Origin of the sequence: Micromonospora sp. NPDC005367, from assembly GCF_040606825.1 — a bacterium.
Lineage (GTDB): Bacteria > Actinomycetota > Actinomycetes > Mycobacteriales > Micromonosporaceae > Micromonospora.
The window spans coordinates 36,903-56,916 of sequence record NZ_JBEXFP010000004.1 but is presented as its reverse complement, the minus strand read 5'-3'; the positions used below and the strand labels follow the sequence as shown (position 1 = coordinate 56,916).

The following is a 20,014-nucleotide window of genomic DNA, read 5'->3' as shown; positions in this document are numbered from 1 at the left end:
CCGATCCGCACCGCCACGCCCCCAACCGTCCTGTGCGTTGCGCGGCCATCACAATACGTGAAAGCGTGGGTACATACCAGGAGCGGTCGATCACCTGTTACGGGCCATCCAGCCGACGGCGAAGTCGACCGCCCGGCGCATCGGAATGCTGAGGGTGTGCGCACGTCCGACCTTGCCTCGGGTCACCACGACGCCGGGCGAAGTCTCCATCGCCCGCCCGAGGAGCTCGAAGTCGCTGTCGTCCAGGTCGAGACCGGTGAAGTCGCACCGCACACGCTGGTCGCCGTCGCGAAGGAAACACAAGTATTCGCGTGTCCGCCGCCGCGGCAGTCGGTACTCCGCGAGGTGGAAGGCGGTGCAGGCGCCGTAGCCCACGCCCAACAGCAAGATGGTCGCGTCCGCCTCGTACAACGCGCCCAGAGGTGACCGCTCGCCGAGGTGACACTCCAGGTCGTGAACGCGCATCAACTCCGCCGCGCCGTGCCCCAGCGCGGCGAACGAGGCCTGCGGATGTGTGCTGCGCACAGCCTCCGGATCCCGGCGGACGTGCTCGGCGAACACGCCCACACCGAACGACGGCGTCGTGGCCGGGTCGAACCCCTCGATCCGAGCGATGTGACCGGCCACTTCGGCGGGCGTCATTCCTCGGGTCGCCGCCCGGAAGGCGGGGCTGGAGGTGGAGTTGTTCGGAGTCTGTGCGGACACCACGACCGCCGCCCGCCCGATCACCCGGCGCAGCGCCGCCAGCACCGTGGCCACGCCGCCGTCCACCGGACCCACCGCGCGCATCGACGCGTGCACCAGGACGGTACGGCCCGCGGTAACTCCCGCCGCAGCGAACTGTTCGCTCAGTGACGCGACCGTGCCCCTCGCCGTCGTCGCCGTCAACTCGTCAACGCCTCGGCGATGCGACCGACGAACCGTTCACCCGCGGGGGTCAGCGCGCCTGATCCGCGCAGCGCGTCGGCCGCTTCCTCCGTCCACTCCCGGTACTGCCGGTGGCGCTCGTACGCGACGCTGCCGGCACCGTCACGGCGTGCCCGCTGTCGCCAGATGTTCGTGATGGCGAGATGGGCGTACGTGCCCTGCAGCACCCCCTCGATCGGGCGTGGATCGTCGCGCCAGCCGACCTTCACTCGCCCGCTGTGTCCGGGGTCGAACAGGTCGCAGAGGTCGAGCAGGGCGCCCAGCAAACTGTGCTGGAATTCGTGCACGATCATGACCGCGGTCGCGGGGCCGTCCGCACGGGCGAGACCGATCGACGCGAACGCCTGCCGCGCCGTCGAGCTGCGCAAGGTGCCGGTCGGGTCGTCGAGCAGCGGTACCACCGCCCGCAACCCGGCGCCGACGACGGACGCCTGGTGGGGGACGTCGGCCTCGATGGCCGCCCAGGCGCCCGCCAGCGCCTCACCCCACGCGGCGAGCTGCGGTGGGTGCACCCGCTCGGCCGCCTTCCAGTCGTGGCAGTCACGGTAGGGATCGAGATCCTCGAACAGGATCGAGGAGCCGCCGAACGGCAGACGTGTGCTGGCCTGCCAGCGGGCGCCGGTCACGTGCGGCTCGCCCGCGCCCGGCGCGTCCGGGAAGGTGATCCGCGCCCGCTCACCGCCGTGACGGACGGTCCAATTCTGCGGTGTCACGGTCAGCGTCGCGACGCCGGTGGTGGGGGTCGGCAGCACGACCGCGCCGACCGAGGGCAGGTGGATCACGCCGGCCCGCATGGGAACGTCGAGTTCCACGCAGGCACCTGCCCGTACGGCGGCGGCCGCGGCGACGGAGGCGATGTAGGCGCCGGTTCCGCCGTCGACACCGTCGGGTCGTGGCTGCGCCTCGGCCGCCCAGGCGCGGACGTACGGGTGGGCGAGCGTCTCCTCGACCGCGCCGGGTGCCTCCTGGTCCAGCCGGGTCAGCACGTCCCAGCCGGCTCGGGTGGTCGCAGATCCGGGGTCCGCCACCCTCACCAGCAGCGCCCGCGTGATCGCCAGGTGCAAACCGTTGAGGAACCGGAGGTCGTCCTCGTCGGGGCGCCCGGAGCCGATGCGGTCCAGCAGACCGTCGGGCAGGTCCGCGCCTTCACGGTCGACCTCTGTTGGGGTGGGGGCCGATGCGGCTCCCGTCCGCGCGTTCATCGACACGATCAACTCCTTGAGGTCGGCGCAGTACACCGACGGGTTGTCGAAGCCGGTGCCTTCGCGGTATCGGTGCGCGAACAGCCCTCCACCGCACTGGCGTACGACCGGGCAGGCACGGCACGTCGCCGGGAGCCCGTCCAGGCCGGTCTGCCGGCGGGCGACGCCAGGTAGCGCCGACACCTCGTCCACTGCGTGGGTGAACACGCTCATCCCGGTCGCGGGTGCACCCGGGTAGGTGATCTTCAGCGAGTCGACCTGTTCCCAGGTGCCGTCGGTCTCGATGGTGGCGAGGTCCGCCGGGTCGAGGCCGACCCACTCGTTGCAGCTGTGGCCACCCGCCCCGGTGGACAGCAGCGACGTGAACAACCGGATCGGCATCGGTCGACCGTCGGCGGTCCAGCGGTCGTAGACGGCCAGGAGCCACTGGGCGTAGGGCGTGGCCTGGCCGGGCGGTCGTTGCGGCGGGATCGCCCAGGTGGCGTGTGGCAGCAGCAGGTCGACCAGCGGCGGTTCCTCGGCCCGCAACGCCTCGTACACGGCGATCGGGTCGTTGGCGATGTCGACCGTGCAGAGGATGCCCGCGAACTGCCGTCGGTACGTAGGCCGGCGCAGCAACCCGATACCGCGCAGGACCTGCGGATGGCTGCTGCCCCCGTGCGGGAACCGGCGGTGGCGGTCGTTGGCCGGGCGGTCACCATCCAGTGAGACGCCGACGCGAACGTCGTACTCGGCGAAGAGGTCGCAGTACTCCTCGGACAGTCGCACGCCGTTGGACTGCATCCGCAGGTCGAGCCGGCTGACGGGTTCGATCCGTCGCCGCAGTACATGAAGGATCTCCCGCATGCGGCGCGGACCGAGCAGCAGTGGTTCGCCGCCGTGCAACACGACGGTGACCACGGGCAGCCGGTGCGCCGCCGCGTGATCGGCGATCCGTTCGGCGGCCGCCGACGCGGTATCGAGGTCCATGTACCGGGGGCGGTCCCGCCAGCTCTGGTCAGCGTGCTCGTAGATGTAGCAGTGGTCGCACGCGAGATCGCAGCGGCTGTGGACCTTCAGCACGTACTGGCTGATGGGCCAGGTCGCCGGCGGCGATCCGGGGACGGTCACGACGGTCGACGCATGTCAGGCGACGGATCCGAACCGAGCGACCTCAACGGCACCCGTGGCGTTGTCGCGGTGACGCATGACCTTCCTGACGAGGTCCGTCGCCTGGTCGACAGGAATCTCGTGCAATGGTGTGCGCCGCACCTCACCGAGCGACTCGGTCATGGTCGCCCGCTGCTGCTCAAAAGTCTTCACGAGCTCGCTCTTTTCTGCTTTTCTACGACGAATGCCCAGGTCGGTCGGCGACGATCCGGCGCAGGGCACCCCGGTAACCGGGAGCTGGCACTGTGTGGGATGGTGTGGAGGTCACAGCCCGCAGCCACATCGATGGACGGCCGAGACTCCGTACCTCAGGATGACCCCGAGGCATTGACGCCAACACTATCCATTCGGTCGAAAGTTCGCATCACCACACGCGGCTGACCGATAATGGCTACCACTCCTCATCGCGCGGGCTCGACGACCGTAGACGGTCCAGCAGGTTCCGCGCGGATCTGCTGAGCGAGCCGGAGCCCTCGAACGGCTCAAGCGCCTCCCGCGCCTCCGCCGTCGCCCGTTCGCCGCCGACCTGATCGGCGACCCGGCTGTACCACTGCAACGACCTGGCCAACTCCTCGGCGAGCTCCACGCTCCCCTGGTCGCTGACCCACAGGCCGCGACGGAAGTGCACCGCCGCACTGAACAGCGTCTCCGCGTCGACTGCGATCGCACCCGGAGCGGCGTCGAGCGCCGCCACGCCCAGACGTTCGTAGAAAGTCGCCAAGGCACGCGCGAACGACAGGTTGTCGGGCTCACCGGCGATCAGCCGTTCGGCCCGGCTGCGGCCGAGCCGGTAGAACTGCTCCGCCTCCGGGTTTCTCCCACGCCGGAGCGCGAGATCACCCAACCAGAGGTAGAAGAAGAGACCATCACGGGCGAAACTCACATCACGCGGCTCCGCCGCGAGCAGATCCTCGGCAACCGCCAACCCCAGTTGGTAGAGCCGTTCGGCCTCGTCCAGCGGCCCCTCGCGGGCCGCCAGCTCACCGAGCCCACCGTAGGAGACCACCAGGTCGTGGGCGAACAGGGTATTGCGCGGTTGCGACGCATGCAGCCGCTGCCGGATCTCCAAAGCCCGCTCGTAGTGGCGCTGTGCCTCACTGAACCAGCCCGCTTCGAAAGCGAGCTCACCCAGGCGGTGATACGAATTCGACAGGTCGCGAGCGTACGTCGTGTTCTCCGAATCGTCGCGCCACAGGCGCTCGCGGATGCGGTGCCCCTGCTCGTACAGCCGCCGCGCCTCACTGGGTCGTCCCGCCTCCATCGCGAGATCACCCAGCACGTCATAGGAGATCGACAGGTCACGGGCGTACGTAGGGTTCGCCGGGTCCTCCGCGCACAGGCGCACACGGATCCCCAAAACCTCCCGGTACCGGCGCTCCGCCCGCCAACTGTCACCCGCTTCACGGGTGAGTTCGGCAAGAGCGTCCAAAGAGACCGCGTAGTCACGGGCGACTTCGCCGTGGTCGGGGTGCCGGCTCACCAGCCGTTCACGAATCGCCAACCCCTTCTCGTACAGCGCGCGGGCCCGCTCGGCCTGCCCGAGCCGGAACGCCAGTTGGCCCAGCTTGTTGTAGGAGATGGACAGTTCACGCGCGAGGCCGTCGTCGTCCGGGTGCGCCCGCGACAACCGCTTACGAATAGCCAGACCCCGGCCGTAAAGCCGCTCGGCGCGCTCACTCTGACCGGAGTTCCGCGCCAGATCGCCGATCCTGTTGTAGGACACGGACAGCTCGAGCAACTCGGCATCGCCGGCCGGGGCCGCGCGGGCGAGTTCCTCCATCCGCGCCTCGACAGCACCGTCGAGCAGCCGTTGCAAGCCGATCGCCAGATCCAACCTTCCCGGCCGGCCGGTGGTGCCCTCGGCGCGGGTCTCGGCCCGCCCGACCAGTTGCCGGTGCCGATCGAACAACGCGGCCGCGACGCAGCCCACGACTGCTGTGTTGGTGACGACCAGCCGGGCCAACAGGTCCAGGCTCCGTGCCACCTGGGCCCCGTCGTCGAGCCCGAGCACCGCCCCGAGCAACTCCCTGCCGCCGTCGCGTTGACTCTCGAGCACTTCGGCCACCAGCGCCTCTCCCAGCAGATCGGGCCGTACCGGATTGATGTGCAAGGCGCCGGCGTAGAGCTCGGACAGCCAGGCCACCGTCTGGCCGCGCAACGCGGCCCGCGCGTCCCCACGCAGCTCCGGAAGCACCCGCAGCAGCGCATCGGCCTGCTCGTCGGTCTCCGCACCGGCGAGCGTGGCCACGGCCACCGCCGCCCGCCGCGTCCCCTCGGACAGCGCGGCCGGCGCACGGCCATTCCAGTGCCGCGCCTCGTGATCGAGCGCGCGATCCACCGGCGGCCGGTCCGTCACGGTGGGACCACCCGACAGCGCGCGGTCGAACGCCTCGAGCAACACCTCCAGCGGAACCTCGTACCGCTTGCTGGCGAGGTCCGGCACCGGCACCGGCGGCGTCAGTTCCTCGCCCAGCCAGGCACGTCGGAACGCCCGGAAAGCCGCCTCGTAGAGTTCGCGACGCTCAGGCACCGAGATGCGGCGGATGGCAACCGCGTCACCGCTGCTGTTGAGGACCTTCCGCAGCGCCGGCCCCGCCCCCTTGCCGATCTCACGCAGGACGTCGCCGCCGCCCAGTGGATACGCGGCAGCCGTACGCGTCAGGAACACCACCCGCACCGGCGCGAGCGGCGTGGCGTGGGCGCGAAGCTTGTCGAGCAGCGAGCGGAGCGTGTCGACCGCGATCGCCTCGACATAGTCGATGACGATGAGCCGGGGCAGCGGCAGGGCCGCGACGTCCCGCACGGCGGCCGGCAGCGCGGTCAACTCGGTCCACCGCACGACGAGCCAGTCCCGCTGCGACATCACCCGGCACAGTTCGATCGCGTGGCGTGTCTTCCCGGCACCGCCGACGCCGGCGAAACGCCACACCTCCATCGCGGTGGGCTGCTCGCACCAGCGCACCGCCCGCTGCAGGTCCTCGTCGCGCAGCCGGTAGGGCACGACGCGCGAGTCAGCCAGCAGCATCTCCGCCGGCAACGAGCCGTGCGCCCGCTGAAACCCGTCCCAGTCCGGCCACAGTTCCTCGGGAACAGTGACCGGAACCACCGCGTGCCAGGTGCTGCGGTCGGCCAGCACCGCTTCGGTCCCCTGCCGGACCAGGCTGCGCCCGTGATGGATCAACTCATCGGGGACGCCCGGCATCTCGCCGAGCAGCGCGGAGATCGGCGCCGCCCAGCCGCCCAGGTCGCTGGAGCGGTCCCGCGTCCCGGTCATCACACCCACCACGGCACGACGGGTCGGGCACACCAACGGCGCACCGGACAGGCCCGGAGCCGCCTGGCCGAGCTTGAGCCGGAGGAACCCGTCACCGTCGACGCCTTCGAAGGTGAACCGGGCCGGCGCGCCGTACGACGGCCCGCGCAGCTCGCGAGGCGGAAAGCCGTAGGCGTGACAGTCGTCGCCGAGGGGCTCGCCGTTCGCCGCCCACACGCAGGGATGACGACTCACCCACGGCTCGCTGTCGTGCAGTCGCAGCAGCGCCAGGTCCGGAAAGGGCCACAGCGCAGTGCCGTCCGGCACATCGGAGGACGCCACCACATCGGCACGCACCGCGACCTCGCCCACATCGCCGGCCGCAGGTGTCACGACCACCTTGTGGAAGTCCCCCCGGGCACGGTCGAACAGGACGTGGGCGGCGGTGACCACCCAACCGGGCGCGATGAAGAAGCCGCTACCGAGCAGGCCGCCGGCGAGGGCGTCCACGCGCACCACGTGCCGACGCAGTTGCAGGGAACTGACGGCCGCGCCGCTCATCGGGGGTCCGCTCCGATCACGAACCGTCTCTCCACACCAGGGTGATCTTGAAGGTCGCGGATCCGTCTCCCGACACGATCAGGCCGGTGAGCGGCCCCGCCTTGGCGGTCAGCGACAGCCCGAACTCCACGGTCGCCTCCGCCGGCTTGACCTGCTGCCAGACCTGTGTCAGCTCAACAGCGACCGCCTGCACCGTCTCGCGCACCCCGTCGAAGGAGAGCAAAGCCCCCGCGCCGACGGTCTCCGGGCCACCTTCCTCCGTCACTTCCACGAAGAACTCCACGTCACCGGCCTGCACCGGCTCCACGCGCATCTTCCGAGGGTGATCCGGCTGCATGACGTCCCCCGATCGACGAAATCGGCTCACGTTGGGTGGTCGCATGCGCAAAGGTGTCACAGGCAGGCAAGAGTCCGGATCAGACGCTCACGCCACCCGGGCCGAGGGTCTGACACCAGTCCCCGGGCAGCAGTACTAGCCTGCCGTCATGGCGAACGCCGAACTGGACGAGTTGATCGTCGCGGACGCCGACGCGCTGCGCGCGTGGTTGTCAGCCAACCACGCCACGTCGCCCGGCGTCTGGCTCGCCCTCAGCAGGAAAGGTGGCACAGCCACCACGCTGACCTGGCAGCAGGCGGTCGACGAGGCCCTGTGCTTCGGCTGGATCGACGGGCAGGCCCGGAAACGGGATCAGGAAACCTCCTGGATCCGGTTCACCCCGCGCAGGCCCCGCAGCTCCTGGTCACAACGCAACGTCGCCCACGTGGCCCGGCTGGAGGCGGAAGGGCGAATGCTACCCCCGGGCCGCGCAGCGACAGAAGCCGCGAAAGCCGACGGGCGGTGGGCGGCGGCCTACGCACCGCCGTCGGAAGCCGAGGTACCGGCCGACCTGCTCGCGGCCATCGCCGCCGACCCCGCCGCCCAGGCCATGTTCGACGTACTCACCAAGACAAACCGGTTCGCCCTCATCTACCGCCTCAATGCGGTGAAGCGCGCGCAGACCCGGGAGCGGAAGATCGGCGAGTTCGTCGCCATGCTGGCCCGCCACGAGACGATCCACCCGCAGAAGGCCAGGCCGTCGAACCCGCAGTAATGAGCAGAGCGGCTCCGGGCGCGTCGCTCTCGCCGGCAGCGGACCGCGCACTCCCCCATGCAAAGATCCGCGCCGCAGTGAGCGGCCGACCGCCACGCTCAAGACCCGGAAAGTCCTGGCCAAGCTGCGCTGATCCCCACCCGAGCCACCTCGGGTGAGCGGTTCCCCAGCCCCGCCCCTTGTCCGTCAAACAGCCCATCCGTTGCACCCGTACGTCCTTGATGTCGCGGTAGCGGATGCGCTTCGGGCTCCCCGTCTGGAAGTGGTAGCGACGCAGCGTGACGCGCTCCGCGTCGAGCACGACCCTGCCGTCGTCGTACAGGGCTGCAGGAACCATCCCTCGACGGAAAGCGCTAGCGGACCGGGCGTCAATCCGCCAACCACGGTGATCATGTACGCGATCCTCGTACCGCCCTGCGTCCAGCCCATCCGCCGATGCAGGTCGAGAACGGCTCACTGACGGAGCGTTCGCGTGGGTCATCGAATCGCCTGGCTGACCCGGGGTCCGACGAATCGCCGGAGGGGCAAGGCGATGAGCAGTGCGACCGTAACCATGAGGCCGCTGACCCACACCGGGCCGAGGTGGCCGGCATTGAGCCCGACGGTCGCGGCTGCCGCGACGGGGCCGCCGGCGGCACCGATGTTGAGCGCCGCGGTCGCGTACGACCCGCCCATGGTGGGCGCCCCGGCCGCCTCGTAGAGCACCCTGGCGATCAGGGTGCTGCCCAACGCGAAGGAAAGGGTGCCCTGCACGAACACGAGGAGCAGGAGCGCCGCCGGTTGGGCAGCCAGGATCGCCAGCGCGACCCAGCCGAGCAACAGCAACGGGCCACCAACTGCGATCACGATGCCGGGACGCCGATCGGAGAGCCGTCCTGCGAGCGTGACGCCGACGAAGGAGCCGGCACCAAAGAGCACCAGCACGACCGAGACCCACAGATCGCCCAGGCGGCGGTGTCGGTCACGATCGGTGCCAGGAAGGTGAACGTGGCAAAGGTGGCGGCGTTGACCAGGGCACCGAGCAGCATGACCAGGACCAGTCCGGGCATAGCGAGCTGGGCGATCTCGTCCCGGAGAGACGAGTCGACCGGAGTGTCCTGGGGGGTCTTGCCGACTCGCGCAGGGATGCCCTTCACGACGCCGAAGGCAGCGGGAAGGCAGAGTAGCGCGATCGCCCAGAACGTTGCCCGCCAGCTGAGCACCGTGCCGAGTACCGCACCGCCGGGAACTCCGACGATGGTGGCTACCGTCATACCCGAGAGCAGCACCGCCAGCGCGCGCCCTTTCTGGTCAGGTGCGACCAGCGTCGCCGCCGTACTCAGTGCCACAGCCAGGAAGCCCGCGTTGGCTCCGGCGGCGACCACCCGGGTGACCAGCAGAACCGCGAAGCTCGTCGTGACGGCACCCACGACGTGAGCCATGGCGAAAACCAGCACGAAGCCCAGCAGACCGGCCCGGGCAGGCCACCGGCGCGCAAGCGCCGCCATCACCGCGGCCAGCGCCCAAGGGTGCGCGCAAACGCCCATGCAGCGGAGGCTGCTGGGAAGCGGACTACGAACTCAGCGGTTCAGGGGGCTGACGGCGGGACCGAAAGCCCCCACCTTGGATGCCTCAGGGCTCGACATGGCGCAAACCCTACTCACACCCCACCGGTCATGACGCGAGTGGTCCGCGCCCCGCAACGATCAGGTAGCGGCCGCACTCCTGGCCGCAGTCGAACCGGTGATCACGTACCGGATCACATCCGTTCCGGGGTGCGGATGCCGAGCAGGTAGAGGCCTTGCCGGAGCACCCGGGCGGTCAGGTCGCAGAGCACCAGCCGGCTCTCCCGGATCGGTCCGTCAGCGCGCAGCACAGGACACCGCTCGTAGAACGTGCTGAACGTCGCGCCCAGTCGGTACAGGTACCCGGCGAGGTGGTGGAACTCAAGGTTCACCGCCACCTCGTCGACCACCCTGCCGAAGCCGATCAGCTCGAAGGCGAGCGCCCGCGGGCTGGTGGCCAGCGCGGAGCACCAGCCCGGCCAGGGTCTCGTCGGCGACGGTCAGGTTGAGGAAGCCCGGCCCGGAGATCTCCACCACGCTGCACAGGTCGGCCAGTTCGGCGTACCGCAGCACCTCGGCGGCGATGGCGCGCGGCGGCCGGCCGAGCCGCCGGGCCAGTGCCAGCGCCGCGTCGGACTGGAAATCAGCCCGCTGTGAGCGCCGCACAACCGGGTCCACCGGCTCGTCCGCCACTTTCGCGAACGCCGGTGCCAGCCGGTCGGTAAGGAGTTTCTCCAGATCCATGGGTACGCCGATCTCGCTCGGATCCGCAGCGCGGATCACCGGATGAGGCTGCGGGCGGACCGAGGACGATCGACGATGACCGGCGGCTCGATCCGCCGGTCGCAGAGAAGTTCGCTCAGCGCAGGCGGTCGTCGGACCGCCGACGTCGCAGCGCGCCGAACAGGACGTCGTGGGACGCCGCCGGGAACACGCGCGGGCTGATCATGCCGGCAGCCTAACGGGGCGGGCCGGCGGCGGCGCAACAGATTTTCCCGAGCGGATGAAGGCCCGTCTCAGGTTGTGCACGTGGCTCGCCACTCGGCCAGCAGCTTCACCACGTCTGGGTGCCGATCTTCTGGTGTCGGCCGGGTGGCGTGGTTCGCGAGCCGCTTTTGGGCCGGGGAGCCTCGCCAGCCTTGTGGGGAGTTGAGCAGGTGCACCATGGTGCGACCGAGCGTGTACACCATGGTCCGCTGGTCGATGACCGCACCTCGGACGAACTCTTCCGGGGCCATGTAGCGGCGGGATCCGGGCAGGCGGTCGGCGTCGAGGGTGAAGGGACCGCCTCGGCCGAATTCCGGGATCGTGTCCGTTCGTTGCCGGTGCTGACGTCGACGTGCCCGAGGAGGCCGTGGGCCGCGGTGACGGCCGGACGCGGGATCCCGGCGGCGGCCGAGGCGACGCGCAACATGAGAAATGTGCCACTGCGTCCCGCTCCCGGGTCGGCACCGTGGATCACGCTGCCCTGGTCGACCTGCCGATTCCCGGGTCTCGCTGCACCCCGAGGTGGGCTCCGCGTCGGAGCTCCTCGTCCTGGCCCTGGTGCGGCCTTCATAGTTGAATACGCCTCCTCGGCTAGGATCGCGGCGTCACGCAGTTCGCCGAACTTCCGGCGGGGTTCTGCGTCCGCCTGTTGGCAACGGTCCGCAGGAAGCCCCACGAATCCAGGGAGATTCCGATGCCGGAACCTGAGCCCGTTCAAGATGCCCACGCTGAGGAAGCCGATCCGCCAACCACGACCGAGACTGAGACCGACGAGCCCGCCGCTTACGCAAATCGGGCTGCCCGCCGCGGGAAGGGCAAGGTCGCCTCGCCGCAACCGCACGGAAAGGGTCAGCGTCTCAGCGGCCGGGGTTCGGTCCAGGGCCCACGCCAGTGGGGCAACCGCCGAAGCGGCTGATCCGTCGTCGGCACCCAGTTCCAGGGGTCCGAGGCGATGGCAGCGCGCAGCACACGCCCCCGTACCTCGGCCGTCTCACGCTGCCTTCGGCGCCCCTCACATCCAGAAGTGAGCGCTACCGTTGCACCGCTCACTTGAGCGCCACGACATGGGCCGCGGTTTACCGTCGCGACGCCCATCGACCAGAGCCGGAAAGGCCATCACCATGAGCAAACCCATTGATTACGACGCACCGCGCCGACCTGCGGTCGACGTTGAAGACGACAGTCTGGAGGAACTCAAGGCGCGAAGCTCGGCACCGCAGTCGGCAACAGTCGACCTCGACGAGGCCGACGCTGCCGAGAACTTCGAGCTGCCCGGCGCGGACCTGTCCGGCGAAGAGCTGACGGTGACGGTCGTGCCGATGCAGGCGGACGAGTTCCGATGCACGCGCTGCTACCTGGTGCACCACCGCAGCCAGCTCGCCGCAGAGCCAGACGGCCGGAAGATCTGCCGGGAGTGCTCCTGACATCCACCGCCACGCCGAGGTTTCCCGGCGCTCCGCACGACCACCCAGCCATCCGGCGGCGAGGATCTCCGCACCCGCCCGGCTCGGGCACAGGGCGCGGCCTCAGCCGACCTGCGACGCCGCCGCTCTGCGCCGCGACCTCCCGGCGCCGGCCACCGACGCGGACATGGTCCACCGCCAGCGCCCGATCGTTGTGCGGTCGTGGAAGGTGCTGACCCACCCAATCGGGAGCCGGTAGCGCAACGCGTCGAACCGGAACGCCCGGTGACCCTCACCGACCGGGCTGCGGCGCTTCGTGACGCCTAACGCGTCGACGGCTTCCGGTCGGCGTCACCCTCGACACGGAACGGGGTGCGCAGGCGGGTCATCGCGGCCGAACTCACATCGGCGACCGGTATGTGGTCCAAAGTCGCATTCGCTCCCGGCGCTTCACGGAACAAATTCGAGTCATACACGGTTTCATCAGTCAAGAGCTGCTCCAGGTTTTCGCGCCAACGCGCGTCCCACCCGCTCGCACGTGCAAGCCGGGTGCCGAAAATGAGCGGGCCGGCTCCGGCCACCCGCCGGGGCGTCGGATCCGTTTCGCGGGCCCGTGCAAACCCTAACTCAAAAGAGCCGTCGTGTACGGCACGGCCGAGGTGCGGGTAGATTGATCAACGAGTCCGTCGGTTTCCGACCACGGCCTGCACCTGATGTCGACCACCACGCGCCGCGACCAATCGGTCAGCACCGTGCAGGGCGACCCCTTCCACGTTCGGAGACTCCCATGGCGGCACGCCGCCCCAGCAAGACACCCCTTGAAACACCCACCTCCTTCGCCGACCTCGGCGTGCCCGGTCGCCTGGTCGCCGCGCTCGAGCAGGCGGGCATCACCACGCCGTTCCCGATCCAGGCCGCCACCCTCCCGGACTCACTCGCCGGACGCGACGTGCTGGGCCGGGGCAGGACCGGATCGGGCAAGACGTACGCCTTCGCGCTCCCGGTGCTCGCCCGGCTCTCGGCCGCCGCGTCTCCGCGGCTGCCCGGCCGCCCGCGCGCGCTCATCCTGGCGCCCACCCGCGAGCTGGCGACCCAGATCGAAGCGACGATCGCACCGCTGGCCACCGCGCTGTCACTACGAACCCTGACCATCTTCGGTGGGGTGAGCGCCCGGCCGCAGGTCGGCGCACTGCGGGCCGGGGTCGACATCCTCATCGCCTGTCCCGGCCGGCTCGCCGACCACGTGTCGAGCGGACACGCGATCCTCGACGCCGTCGAGGTCACCGTGCTCGACGAGGCGGACCACATGGCCGACCTGGGCTTCCTGCCGGTCGTACGGCGGTTGCTCGACAAGACACCGCCCCGCTCGCAGCGGCTGCTGTTCTCGGCGACGCTCGACGCGGGCGTCGACGTCCTCGTGCGGCGGTATCTCTCCAATCCGGTCACCCACAGCGTCGACTCGGCGAAATCCCCGGTCGCCGCGATGACCCACCACGTGCTGCGGGTGCGCCACGACGACCGGCTTCCCGTCCTGATCGATTTGACGGCCGCCCCGGGACGCACCCTCGTATTCACCCGCACGAAGCGGGGCGCCAAGAAACTGACCAGCCAACTGGTCGCCTCGGGCGTACCCGCCGTGGAGTTGCACGGCAACCTCGCGCAGAACGCCCGTACCCGCAATCTGGCGGCGTTCTCGGCCGGCGACGCCCGCGCGCTTGTCGCGACCGACATCGCCGCGCGCGGTATCCACATCGACGACGTGACTCTCGTGATCCACGCCGACCCGCCCGCCGAGCACAAGGCGTACCTGCACCGCTCGGGGCGGACCGCACGTGCCGGAGCGAGCGGCACCGTCGTCACCCTGATGACCGATGACCAGGTCACCGACGTACGGAACCTCACCCGCCAGGCGGGCATCAACCCGACGATCACCGCGCTCAGGCCCGGCGACTCGCTGCTCACCGAACTCGCCCCGGGCGAGCGTCGCTTCGTGACGCCTCCTACAGCGACGACAGCGCCATCTCATGGGCGAGGCCACAGCGCAACGCGGCGCACTAATCCCCGCACCGCGGCAGGCGGATCGACCGCCGGCGCAACGCGCGGAAGGGCTTCGGAGAGCCGTCGGGCGGGTGCCGCGGAAACCACGTCCACGCCACGGGGCGCGGCGGCATTCTCTGCCGGCACACGGGTCGGTGGCCGACGCGGTCAGCGCTGACCGCGAAGACACCGCGCGCCCGTGCTAACCTCAGCGGGTTGCAACCTTCGGTTTGTCGCATACTTTGCCAGCGCCTGGTGGGTATCTAACCCGCCAGGCGCTTTTGGTTCTGCCGGTTCTTCCGAACCAGCGGCGGCGGCAACAGGACCGCGGGTGCTCCATTCACTACTGAGGAGAAGACATGGCATTCGGCACAGTCAAGTGGTTCAACGCGGACAAGGGCTTCGGTTTCATCTCGCAGGACGGCGGCGGCGCCGACGTCTTCGCGCACTTCTCGGCCATCTCGTCGAGCGGGTTCCGCAGTCTGGAAGAGAACCAGCGGGTCGAGTTCGACGTCGAGCAGGGCCAGAAGGGCCTTCAGGCCGCCAACATCCGGCTGGTCTGATGTTGGCTCCGCCGAGCCGTGGCGACGCGGTCTCGGCCGTCGCCACGGCGGTGGCTGAGACCACGGGACGGCGAATGCCGGCTCGTACCGGCCTTGCGGTCCCTCCCGGCCTCGAACCGCTGCTGTCGCAGGCGTTGTCCAGCCCCGAGAGCGCGGCGGCGTCCGGGAGCATCGACCGGCTCCGGCTGGCCCCGGTGCCGCTGGTGCCGGAGGTACGACTGGTCATGGCCGAGGACGCGATCCTCATCTGGGCACGGCTCGAAGCCGCGGCGGGGCGCGTCCTCCCACCACCGTTCTGGGCGTCGGCCTGGGCCGGCGGGCAAGGTCTCGCGCGTTACATCCTCGATCACCCTGACACCGTGGCCGGTTGCCGTGTCCTCGACGTCGCATCCGGCTCCGGGCTGGTCGCCATCGCCGCGGCGATCGCCGGTGCGGCCGACGTCACCGCGAACGACATCGATCCCTACTCGATCGCGGCGATCAACGCCAACGCTCACGCCAACGACGTCGAGCTGACCCTGTCCTCGACCGACCTGCTCGACAGCAACGTCGACGGCGTGGATGTGGTGTTGGCCGGTGACGCGCTCTACCACCCGTCGGTGGCGGCTCGAATGCTGCCGTTCCTCGCCCGCGTCGCGACGGAGGGCACTCGGGTCCTCGTCGGCGATCCGGACCGGGGCCACCTGGCCCATGACTGGATGGAGCGGCTGGCGACGTACGAGGTGCCGGTCAGCGGCGCTCCGGAAGACGCACAGCTCCAACTGACGAGCGTGCTCGAGCCGCGACGCGACAAGATGGACAACCGGCAGGGCCGGGCCACCCGCGGCTTCGGGCAGTTGATTCATCCAGCACGTCGTTAGTGTTGCGCCCATCATGGCCCGCCTCGACCAGGCACGACACCCAGGGCCCGGCAAAGTCGTGAGGCACGTCCGGCTTGAGGTGGTTGGTGTAGACGCGCCCTGGGTGCGGGTAGCGGGGCGGGCACGGCCTTTCCAGAAGATCATCAAGGTTCTCTAGGCCTGTTGATCTATCTGAAGTGAGCCATGCCCGCGCTGCCATCATCGCTGATCTCATCGTTGTCGACCGCACCGCCCGGGTCATCTGCCGTGGCCTCGGCTGCCGGCCTGCTCGCCGCGTTGGGTTCCCTGCCCGATCCGCGTGCCCGACGTGGGGTCCGACATCCTCTGGTAACCGTGGTCGCGGCGACGGTGTGCGCGGTCGTCGCCGGTCACCACTCGTACGCGGCGATCGGTGAGTGGGTCGCTGATCTACCTGCTGACACCGCTGCTGTGCTCGGGATCGACCCTGGCCGGCGGCCGTCAGAGACCATGATCCGCAGGCTGTTACAGGCCCTGGACGCCGACCGGTTGGCCATGGTGATCGGAGCCTGGCTCGCCACACAGCTACCCGCCCCGCCAGCGGAAACATGCGGGACGATCGCCGTGGACGGCAAGACGCCACGCGGCTCCCGGACCGGCGACACTGTCGCCCGGCACGTCCTCGCCGTCGCCGACCAGGCCCCTGGTGTGGTGCTGGCCAGCACCGATGTCGACGGAAGACCAAACGAGATGACCCGTTTCGCGCCCCTGCTCGACCAGCTCGGCGACCTTGGCGAGGTCGGGCGCGCAGTCCCCGGCGCAGACCGCAGCACCTGCCGCGGCCACTGCCGCCGCGAGATCCGTACCCCGAAAATCCTGTCCGTCTCCACCGGGATCGACCTCCCGAACGCCGCCCAAGCCATCCAGATCCGACGCTGACTCGACCAGCCGAACGCTTCACGACCGAGACCGTCTACGCAATCACCGACCTGCTCGTTCACCAAGCCAAACCGGCGCAACTCGGCGCGTGGATCCGCTGTCACTGGTCAATCGAGAACACAGTCCACCGGATACGAGACGTCACCTGCAACGAAGACCGATCCCATATCCGCGACGGCACCGGACCTCAGGTCATGGCCACCCTACGCAACGCCGCCATCGGCGCACTACGCCTGACCTGGGGGTTACCAACATCGCCGCCGCCAATCGCCACCACGCCTGCGACAGCAATCGGCCACTCGCCCTACTCGGCATCACCTGAGGACTTTGACGGGGAACTGCCCTCGAGCCGCGGTCATGAACACCGCGACCAACTCCGAGGTCAGCCACAAGAGACTGCTATCTGGGTGAGAAAGATGATCTAGCAGGACTGGGAAAGATCAGCTGGCGGCGTCAGGTTCTGCAAGAATTGACCTTGTAGTTGTGGTGAGCATGCCGGGCGGCTAAGGCGATCGGGTCCGCGAACGGGCCTGGCGGAGGTAAGCATGGTGACTCGGGCCAGACGACAAGGGGGCGCTCGGGAACGCGCCAACCCGACGCCGCAGGCCGAGTCCGGGCGCCAGCATCGATCCGACTCTAGGTCCGCGTTCGTGGGCCGTGACGACGCCCTGTCCGCCGTCGTCGACGCCCTGCAGCACCCGTCGCTGGTGTTTGTCGAGGGTGAGGCCGGGATCGGCAAGACTCGTCTGGTCCGCGAGTCGCTGGCAGCCGTGACGGATCGCCGCGTCTTGGTGGCGGCGTGTGCGCCGTGGCGGGACCCGTTTCCGCTTGGACCGGTGGTGGTCGGGCTGCGCCGGTTGTGGCTGCAGGTCGGTGCGGTGGAGGTGAGCCCGCTGGGTGGGGCGTTGCGGCCGCTGTTCCCCGAATGGGTCGACCACCTCCCGCCGGCGCCGGAGCCGTTGGAGGATCCGAAGGAGACCCGGCACCGGCTGTTGTGCGCTCTGACAGAGCTGGTGGAGCGTCTCGAGGTCGACGTGCTTGTCGTCGAGGACGCGCACTGGGCCGACTCGGCCACGTTGGAGTGGCTGTTGATGCTGGCCGCCACCGACCGGGGATCGGATGCTTCGGCGATCGTGGTGACCTACCGGCCCACGGATGTCCCGGAAGGCTCCCTGCTCTTGCGGTTGACCGCGCGCACCCCAGCCGGCATGGACCATTCGCGGGTAGCGTTGGAGCCGCTTAGCGTGTCCGCGACGCGGGAGCTGGTCGCTTCGATAGTCCACACCGGCGAGGTTTCGGAGTCGTTCGCCGAGTTCCTGCACGAGCGCACCGACGGGGTGCCACTGGCGGTCGAGGAGTGTCTGCGGCTGTTACGCGACCGAAAGGACATCGTGCGCACCGGCGGACAGTGGTCGCGGCGAACGCTAGCAAACCTGAAGGTGCCGCCGACGGTGCGGGACTCCGTCCTTGAGCGGGTGGAACGCCTGCACCCGGATACGCGCTCGGTGTTGCAGGCGGCAGCGGTGCTGAATGCTCCGTCGGACGACCGGCTGATCACGGCGGTAGCCGGTTTGGATGAGCACGCCGGGCCGCTCGCCGTGACAGCCGCGTTGGCTTCGGGGCTCCTGCAGGAGACGGCACCGGGACGGTTGGTGTTCCGGCATGTGCTGGATGAGCAGGCGGTGGCGGAGTCGATCCAGCCATCGGACGGACGTCGGTTGCATGCCAGGGCTGCTCACGAGTTGCGGCAGGTAATGCCGACCAACGTCGTCCGGCTGTCCCGCCACTATCGCGAGGCCGGCGACACTCCCCAGTGGTGCCACTACGCCGAAGCCGCCGCCGACCTGGCATGGGAGTCCGGCGACGATCGCACCACGGTCGCGACTCTCCTCGAGCTGCTCACAACCGTGGACCATCCCCCGGACCGGCGAGCCCGATTGGCGCGCAGCCTTGGCGAGTCGGTCGTCTTGGGCACCAGCCTGATCTGGAACCGGACGCGTGAGGTGCAGTATGCACTGCGTGATGTCGTTGCCAGTGAAGGTCTGACACGGGCTGACCGGGGCGAGTGTCGGTTGCTGCTCGGATGGCTGCTTCTGCGGCTGGAGGATGTCGAGGCCGGTTACGAGGAGATCGAGGCCGCGCTGCCCGACCTGGCTGGTCGACCGGCGATGGCTGCTTGGGCGATGTTGTGCCTGTCGGCGCCGTGGACAAGAGCGTGGCCAGCTTCCTGGCATCGGCAATGGCTGGAACGCGCCGCGGCGCTGTTGCCGGGAGTCGAGCCGGAGGAGCGCCAGCCGTTGTTTCTGCGCTACGCACACGCCTTGTTGTTCCTAGGTGACGAGCACGGCTGGCGGGTCGCTGATCAGGTGGCTGTGACCGACCTGCCAGCACAGGAACGGCAGGTGGTCGCGATTCACGCATTCAATGTCGCCCAGTTCGCGGCCTGGTGGGGCCGCTACGGCGAGGCACGCCAGCGGCTCAGCGTGGCGACCGACCTGGCCGCTGGCGTGCCGCGGCTTGTGGACGTGGCTCGGGTCGCTTCTGCCCATCTTGACTGGTACATCGGTGCCTGGGACGGCCTCGCCGAGACCGTCGGCGAGCTGGCGATGGCAGACGAGGTGCATCGCGGCACCCAATTGGAAGCCCGTCTCATCCAAGGGTTGTTGGAGCTGGCCCAGGGAGCACGCGGATCGGCGGAACGGCATCTGCACGAGCTGCAGGCTGAGCTAAATCGGCAGGGCCGCGTGGAGCCGTGCCTGTTCCCCTCTGCCGCGCTGGGTCGTGCGAGTCTGGCCGATGGGGACGCGGAGCAGGCGCTGCGGGTGACTGAGTGCGACATCACCACCATTACAGAAAAGGGCATCTGGTGGTGCGCGACCGAGGTTGTACCGGTGCGGCTTGCGGCGCTGCTGGCTGCGGGAAGAGTTCCCGACGCCGAGCGACTGGCGGATCAGTTCGCTGCCGGGTTGGGCGACCAGAATGCTCCTGCCTCCCGGACCGCACTGTGCGTGTGTCGGGCCGTCCTGGCCGAGGCACGCGGGGAAGCGGCCGAAGCGGCCCGGCGGTTTGCCGAGGCGGCCGAGGCGTGGGCGGCGCTTCCGCGTCCGTATGACGAGCTTTTGGCGCTCGAATGCCGGGGGCGGTGTCTGCTCGTCGTTGGCCTTGAGGACGAGGCTCTGGATCTGCTGTCTGGTGTCGAGCAACGCTTCCGGGATCTGGGAGCGAAGTGGGACGCCGATCGGGTCGCCCAGCTCCTTCGCCATCACGGGGTTGAGGTCGCTCGGGTCTGGCGAGGTGGCCGGCGCGGTTACGGCGATCAACTGTCGCCCCGCGAACTCGAGGTCGTCGAACTCGTCGCCCGCGGGCTGAGCAACCCCCAGGCCGCTGAGGCGCTGTTCTTGTCACCAAAGACCGTCGAGCGTCATGTTCGTGCCGCGATGCGGAAGCTTAGCGTGTCGTCGCGCACGGCCTTGGCCATGACGGCCAAGGACGCCGGGCTGCTCAGCTCAGAATCTGGAGCAGTCGCTGATCGGTAGGGCG

General features: G+C 69.5%; 15 protein-coding genes and 1 pseudogene. 7 read left to right on the top strand and 9 right to left on the bottom strand.

Features of this window, described 5'->3' with window-relative positions:
• Positions 1–90 precede the first annotated feature (90 nt).
• The 5 genes from ABZS42_RS04200 to ABZS42_RS04180 form a co-directional block, all read right to left on the bottom strand.
• Positions 91–801, bottom strand: a complete 711-nt coding sequence (locus tag ABZS42_RS04200; protein ID WP_355142682.1) for an AAC(3) family N-acetyltransferase — start codon at positions 799–801, stop codon at positions 91–93.
• Between the two features lie 83 nt (positions 802–884).
• Positions 885–3,239: an FxsB family cyclophane-forming radical SAM/SPASM peptide maturase gene (locus ABZS42_RS04195; protein ID WP_355142419.1), complete on the bottom strand. Its 2,355-nt coding sequence runs from the start codon at positions 3,237–3,239 to the stop codon at positions 885–887.
• 15 nt (positions 3,240–3,254) lie between these two features.
• Positions 3,255–3,431 carry a hypothetical protein gene (locus ABZS42_RS04190; protein ID WP_355142417.1) on the bottom strand — a complete coding sequence of 59 codons (177 nt, stop codon included), beginning with the start codon at positions 3,429–3,431 and terminating at the stop codon, positions 3,255–3,257.
• Between the two features lie 238 nt (positions 3,432–3,669).
• Complete coding sequence (locus ABZS42_RS04185; protein WP_355142415.1) at positions 3,670–7,092, bottom strand: tetratricopeptide repeat protein; 3,423 nt, start codon at positions 7,090–7,092, stop codon at positions 3,670–3,672.
• A 16-nt stretch (positions 7,093–7,108) separates the two neighbouring features.
• Positions 7,109–7,405 (bottom strand): CU044_2847 family protein, encoded by a 297-nt coding sequence (locus ABZS42_RS04180; RefSeq protein ID WP_355142413.1) that lies wholly within the window; start codon positions 7,403–7,405, stop codon positions 7,109–7,111.
• A 172-nt stretch (positions 7,406–7,577) separates the two neighbouring features.
• Between ABZS42_RS04180 and ABZS42_RS04175 the strand changes: the two genes are divergently transcribed.
• Positions 7,578–8,183, top strand: a complete 606-nt coding sequence (locus ABZS42_RS04175) for a YdeI/OmpD-associated family protein (RefSeq protein ID WP_355142411.1) — start codon at positions 7,578–7,580, stop codon at positions 8,181–8,183.
• 477 nt (positions 8,184–8,660) lie between these two features.
• On the opposite strand, the gene ABZS42_RS04170 is transcribed toward ABZS42_RS04175, so the two are convergent.
• The 4 genes and pseudogenes from ABZS42_RS04170 to ABZS42_RS04155 form a co-directional block, all read right to left on the bottom strand.
• Complete coding sequence (locus ABZS42_RS04170) at positions 8,661–9,029, bottom strand: hypothetical protein (protein WP_355142409.1); 369 nt, start codon at positions 9,027–9,029, stop codon at positions 8,661–8,663.
• Complete coding sequence (locus tag ABZS42_RS04165) at positions 9,026–9,709, bottom strand: MFS transporter (RefSeq protein WP_355142407.1); 684 nt, start codon at positions 9,707–9,709, stop codon at positions 9,026–9,028. Before ABZS42_RS04165 ends, ABZS42_RS04170 begins: the two co-directional genes overlap by 4 nt.
• 212 nt (positions 9,710–9,921) lie before the next feature.
• Entirely contained in the window at positions 9,922–10,125 is a 204-nt protein-coding gene (locus ABZS42_RS04160; protein WP_355142405.1) for a DALR anticodon-binding domain-containing protein, read from the bottom strand.
• Between the two features lie 91 nt (positions 10,126–10,216).
• Positions 10,217–10,471 (bottom strand): annotated as a pseudogene (locus ABZS42_RS04155) (arginine--tRNA ligase); the annotation flags it as partial.
• Between the two features lie 1,364 nt (positions 10,472–11,835).
• Between ABZS42_RS04155 and ABZS42_RS04150 the strand changes: the two are divergent.
• The 6 genes from ABZS42_RS04150 to ABZS42_RS04125 all read left to right on the top strand — a co-directional run bounded on the left by ABZS42_RS04150 (position 11,836) and on the right by ABZS42_RS04125 (position 20,010).
• On the top strand, positions 11,836–12,138 hold the full coding sequence (locus ABZS42_RS04150) for a DUF4193 domain-containing protein (protein WP_355142403.1): 303 nt from the start codon (positions 11,836–11,838) through the stop codon (positions 12,136–12,138).
• 766 nt (positions 12,139–12,904) lie between these two features.
• Positions 12,905–14,332, top strand: a complete 1,428-nt coding sequence (locus ABZS42_RS04145) for a DEAD/DEAH box helicase (RefSeq protein WP_355142401.1) — start codon at positions 12,905–12,907, stop codon at positions 14,330–14,332.
• A 181-nt stretch (positions 14,333–14,513) separates the two neighbouring features.
• Positions 14,514–14,717: a cold-shock protein gene (locus tag ABZS42_RS04140; RefSeq protein ID WP_189047677.1), complete on the top strand. Its 204-nt coding sequence runs from the start codon at positions 14,514–14,516 to the stop codon at positions 14,715–14,717.
• A gap of 74 nt (positions 14,718–14,791) precedes the next feature.
• The gene (locus tag ABZS42_RS04135) at positions 14,792–15,577 is read left to right on the top strand and encodes a 50S ribosomal protein L11 methyltransferase (protein WP_355142399.1); all 786 of its coding nucleotides are present in this window, start codon (positions 14,792–14,794) and stop codon (positions 15,575–15,577) included.
• Positions 15,578–15,760: 183 nt separating this feature from the next.
• Complete coding sequence (locus tag ABZS42_RS04130) at positions 15,761–16,474, top strand: transposase family protein (RefSeq protein WP_355142397.1); 714 nt, start codon at positions 15,761–15,763, stop codon at positions 16,472–16,474.
• A gap of 650 nt (positions 16,475–17,124) precedes the next feature.
• A complete protein-coding gene (locus ABZS42_RS04125; RefSeq protein ID WP_355142395.1) occupies positions 17,125–20,010 on the top strand; it encodes an AAA family ATPase in 2,886 nt (961 codons plus the stop codon).
• Positions 20,011–20,014 lie beyond the last annotated feature (4 nt).